Genomic DNA, 3,808 nt, shown 5'->3' on the forward strand with positions numbered 1-3,808 from the left:
CCCCTCACCTGCCTGCCGGCATCCTCTCCCCGTATAGTGGCGGGGAGAGGGACGCTGTCATCGGCGGTTTCGCCGACAACCAGCGCTGCAGAATAGGCGCCGAAGTTGCGGCCGGCCCCCTTCTCCCCGTCGTTATACGGGGAGAAGTGCCCGGCAGGGCGATGAGGGGCGGCTCCCAACTTTCATCCAATCGCGTGGCGATTGAACAGCTCCGGCGAGTGAGGAGAAGAAAATGACCTTCGACTGGCCAACCGCGCTCCCCCTCATCTTCGCCGGCCTGATGGGCCTCGCCATCCTGATCTACGTCATCCTCGACGGTTTCGACCTCGGCATCGGCATTCTCTTCGCCGCGGCGCAAGATGCCGAACAGGACACGATGATTGCCGCGATCGGCCCGTTCTGGGATGCCAACGAGACCTGGCTGGTGCTGGCCGTCGGCCTGCTGCTGGTCGCCTTCCCGCTGGCGCATGGCGTCATCCTGACCGCGCTCTACATTCCGGTGTTCGTGCTTCTGGTCGGGCTGATCCTGCGCGGCGTCGCCTTCGATTTCCGCGCCAAGGTGCCGACCGAACGCAAGCACCTCTGGAACCGTATTTTCTTCCTGGGTTCCGTCATCGCTTCGCTGGCGCAGGGCTATATGCTGGGCGTCTACGTGCTCGGCCTCGATGTCGGCTTCGGCGGCATGGCGTTCGGCGTGCTGGTGGCGTTCTGCCTTGCCGCGGCCTACGCGGCGATGGGCGCCGCCTGGGTGATCTACAAGACCGAGGGCGAGCTGCAGAAGAAGGCGGTGCGCTGGCTGCGCACGACGCTGGTGCTGACCGCGCTCGGCATGGTCGCCATCTCGCTGGCAACGCCGCTTGCCAGCCCGCGCATCTTCGACAAATGGTTCGTCTGGCCCTCGATGCTCTATCTGTCGCCGCTGCCGATCCTGTCGGCGCTGCTGTTTCTGTGGCTGTGGCGGCAAACCTTCCATCTGCCGAAGCCCGACGACCGCCATTCGCTGTCGCCGTTCCTGACACTGGCCGCCATCTTCGCGCTCGGCTTTGCCGGGCTTGCCTGGTCGTTCTATCCGTTCGTGGTGCCGGATCGCCTGACCATCTGGCAAGCGGCCTCGGCACCGGAAAGCCTGGCCATCATCCTGGCCGGCACCGTCGTCGTGCTGCCGGTCATCATCTTCTATTCGTTCTACGCCTACCGGGTGTTCGGCGGGAAGGCGACGGATTTGACTTATGATTGAGGTGTGATCTCCCCCTCGAGGGGGTTGAGGAGTGGTCCGCGCAGCGGACGGAAAGCCAATTGCTTGGCTTTCCGAACGACGAACGGCCGGCAGGCCAGAGGGGGGTCGCTGCGCGTGGAGCGCTAACCTTCTTCTGCCGCAAGAGGCCGAGTCCGGTCGAACCGACCCCCTCTGCCGCCTTCGGCGACATCTCCCCCACAAGGGGGGAGATCATGCGCCTCAATTGCTCGCCGCCAGCACCAGCACCGGCTTTTCGCTGTACAGCGCCGGGAACAACGCCTTCAGGTTCGCCACCTTGGGCAGGTCGTTGTAGACGATGTAGGGATAGGTCGGGTTCAGCGTCAGGAAATCCTGATGATAGTTCTCCGCCGGATAGAAGGTCTTGCCGGTTTCCACCGTGGTGACGATCGGCTCCGGGAACACCTTGGCCTGGTCGAGCTGGGCGATGTAGCTCTGCGCGATCTTCTTTTGCGCATCGTTTTCGGCAAAGATCGTCGAGCGGTACTGCGTGCCCGAGTCCGGCCCCTGGTAATTCAGCTGGGTCGGGTTGTGAGCGACCGAGAAATAGACCTGCAACAGCCGGCCGTAGGTCACCTCGGCCGGATCGTAGGTGATCTCGACGGATTCGGCGTGTCCGGTGCGGCCCGAGCCGACGGTCTCGTAGACGGCGGTGTCCTTGTCGCCGCCGGTGTAGCCGGAGATTGCCTTGGTCACGCCCTTGACGTGCTGGAACACGCCCTGCACGCCCCAGAAGCAGCCGCCGGCGAAAATCGCCTTCTGACTGCCGGCCGCCGCCTTTTCGTCCAAAGCCGGCGGCGGGATCTTCACCGCGTCCTCGGCAGAAACCGCCGGCGTCAGCCAGAAGGCGGCGCCCGCGGCGGCCAGCGCCAGCGCGGCGAGGGCGCCTTTGACAAAACCGAACGAACGATTCTTGATATTGGTCATGGTTGCACTCCTCATGGCTTCCATTGGGATCAGTCTATTGGATCAGGAACGGCGGCGCGATGCGTGAGTTGCGGCGGAACCTCACATTCGCGTGCGCCGGATGGGCGAAATCTTACCGTCGGCGCTGCCCCTCACTGTCCTGCCGGACATCTCTCCCCGTAAACGGGGAGAGAGCGGCTGGCCGCGACGCTGGCGTTTTTTCCTGCAACGCCGATGATTGGCGAAACCGTCGAAGAGCGCCCCTCTCCCCGTCACTATACGGGGAGAGGATGCCGGCAGGCAGGTGAGGGGCAGCGCCAAGGGCGGCCATTATTAATGGACGGCTGAGACGCGGCAGAACTAGTTTGCCGGCTTCATAGCATCCGTCGCCGGTTTCATTGCGTCAGCCGCCGGCTTCATGGCGTCAGCCGCTGGCTTCATCGAATTGGTGGCCATCGGGTCGGCGGGCTTCATCGCGTCGGTCGCCGGCTTCATCGCTTCCGCGGCCGGCTTCATGGCATTGGCGACTGGCTTCATCGCATTGGCCGCGTCGTCGGCACGGGCGGCGGCAACCAGCGCCGTCGAGCACAAAGCGAGAGCGAGCGCCGGCAGCGTCAGGCGGGACAGAATGGTCATGGTGGTCTCCTCGGGGGTTGGTCGTTGAAGGCGCGCCCTCTTGGCGGCCGTGCTATGCGGCGCCGCGCGTGCGGCGTTTGCGCAATCTCTTGTTGAAGCGTGATCTAATTGGTCGCGGCGGCCAGGATCGGTCCGCCGCCTGGCGACTGGACGAGCACGGCGGTGCTCAGGCCGTCCGAAGCCGGCGGCAGATCCAGCGCGGTGGCGGCGCCGGTCCAGCCGCCGAGTTTCTTGAGCGAATGCACGACATTGGCGTGCGGCAGAGTGCGGCCGGTGTTTTCGCCGCGCGCCACCGGCACCTCGACGACGCCTCGGAGATAGCGCACCAGCCAGACATCGGCCTTGCCGCCCGGTGCGGTGCCGGCGCCGATATTGACCTTGCCGCCGTCAAGTGACAGCGACGGACCGCTGATGTGGCCGGCGCTTGCGATCAGCTGTTCGATCTCGCCGGGCGCGGCGCCGACGACATCGGCATGGCCATTGACCACCACTTGCGGCGTGAACGGCCCGTCATGGCCGAGCGGCGGCTCGTAGCTGACCTGGCGCTGGGTGAATTCCTGGCGGCCGAATGTGTCCTTCCAGCCGAGATAGTCCCAGTAGGTGACGTTGAAGGACAGCGCCAGCACGCCGGGCTGGTCCTTGACCTCGATCAGATTGGCATTGGCCGGCGGGCAGGACGAGCAGCCCTGGCTGGTGAACAGCTCGACCACGGTGAGCGGCCGGGCGGCGGCCGCACCGAACGACACCGCCAGCGCAAGCGCGCAGAGGCTTAACACTGTGACGAACTTGCTGGACCCCGACATCGGCTTGCTCCGTGGACGGCGGCGCCTGGATGCACCACTCATGTCCCCACTTCGCCGCTGTCTGCCGCTTCGTTACAGCGCTCACCGGTTTGTGATCGCTAGCGTTCTTCCTTCTCCCCCTGTGGGCTAGCGTGCGCACACATTTGCTTCGGCGCAGTTCTTGAAGGCGCCAGATAGGGGTTGAAGAAGTTGAATCGTCTGTGATTCT

At 64.8% G+C, this 3,808-nt stretch carries 4 protein-coding genes; 1 reads left to right on the forward strand and 3 read right to left on the reverse strand.

Annotated features, from left to right (window positions below):
- Positions 1-232: 232 nt before the first annotated feature.
- Entirely contained in the window at positions 233-1,237 is a 1,005-nt protein-coding gene (locus NKG99_RS35465) for a cytochrome d ubiquinol oxidase subunit II (protein ID WP_352874100.1), read from the forward strand.
- 219 nt (positions 1,238-1,456) lie between these two features.
- Here the strand turns inward: NKG99_RS35465 and msrA are convergent, their stop codons facing one another.
- From msrA to NKG99_RS35480, 3 genes are all read right to left on the reverse strand, one after another.
- Positions 1,457-2,182, reverse strand: a complete 726-nt coding sequence (msrA, locus tag NKG99_RS35470; protein ID WP_352874102.1) for a peptide-methionine (S)-S-oxide reductase MsrA — start codon at positions 2,180-2,182, stop codon at positions 1,457-1,459.
- Between the two features lie 339 nt (positions 2,183-2,521).
- The gene (locus NKG99_RS35475) at positions 2,522-2,797 is read right to left on the reverse strand and encodes a hypothetical protein (protein ID WP_352874104.1); all 276 of its coding nucleotides are present in this window, start codon (positions 2,795-2,797) and stop codon (positions 2,522-2,524) included.
- Positions 2,798-2,901: 104 nt separating this feature from the next.
- Positions 2,902-3,600: a DUF1223 domain-containing protein gene (locus tag NKG99_RS35480; RefSeq protein ID WP_352874106.1), complete on the reverse strand. Its 699-nt coding sequence runs from the start codon at positions 3,598-3,600 to the stop codon at positions 2,902-2,904.
- Positions 3,601-3,808 lie beyond the last annotated feature (208 nt).

This window comes from Mesorhizobium sp. M1409 (assembly GCF_040317535.1).
In the GTDB taxonomy this organism is placed as follows: Bacteria; Pseudomonadota; Alphaproteobacteria; order Rhizobiales; family Rhizobiaceae; genus Mesorhizobium.

Bases quoted from the DNA above. Each gene is read 5' to 3' on its own strand.
- NKG99_RS35465 (WP_352874100.1), top strand. From the start codon at position 233: ATGACCTTCGACTGGCCAACCGCGCTCCCCCTCATCTTCGCCGGCCTG.
- msrA (WP_352874102.1), bottom strand. From the start codon at position 2,182: ATGACCAATATCAAGAATCGTTCGTTCGGTTTTGTCAAAGGCGCCCTC.
- NKG99_RS35475 (WP_352874104.1), bottom strand. From the start codon at position 2,797: ATGACCATTCTGTCCCGCCTGACGCTGCCGGCGCTCGCTCTCGCTTTG.
- NKG99_RS35480 (WP_352874106.1), bottom strand. From the start codon at position 3,600: ATGTCGGGGTCCAGCAAGTTCGTCACAGTGTTAAGCCTCTGCGCGCTT.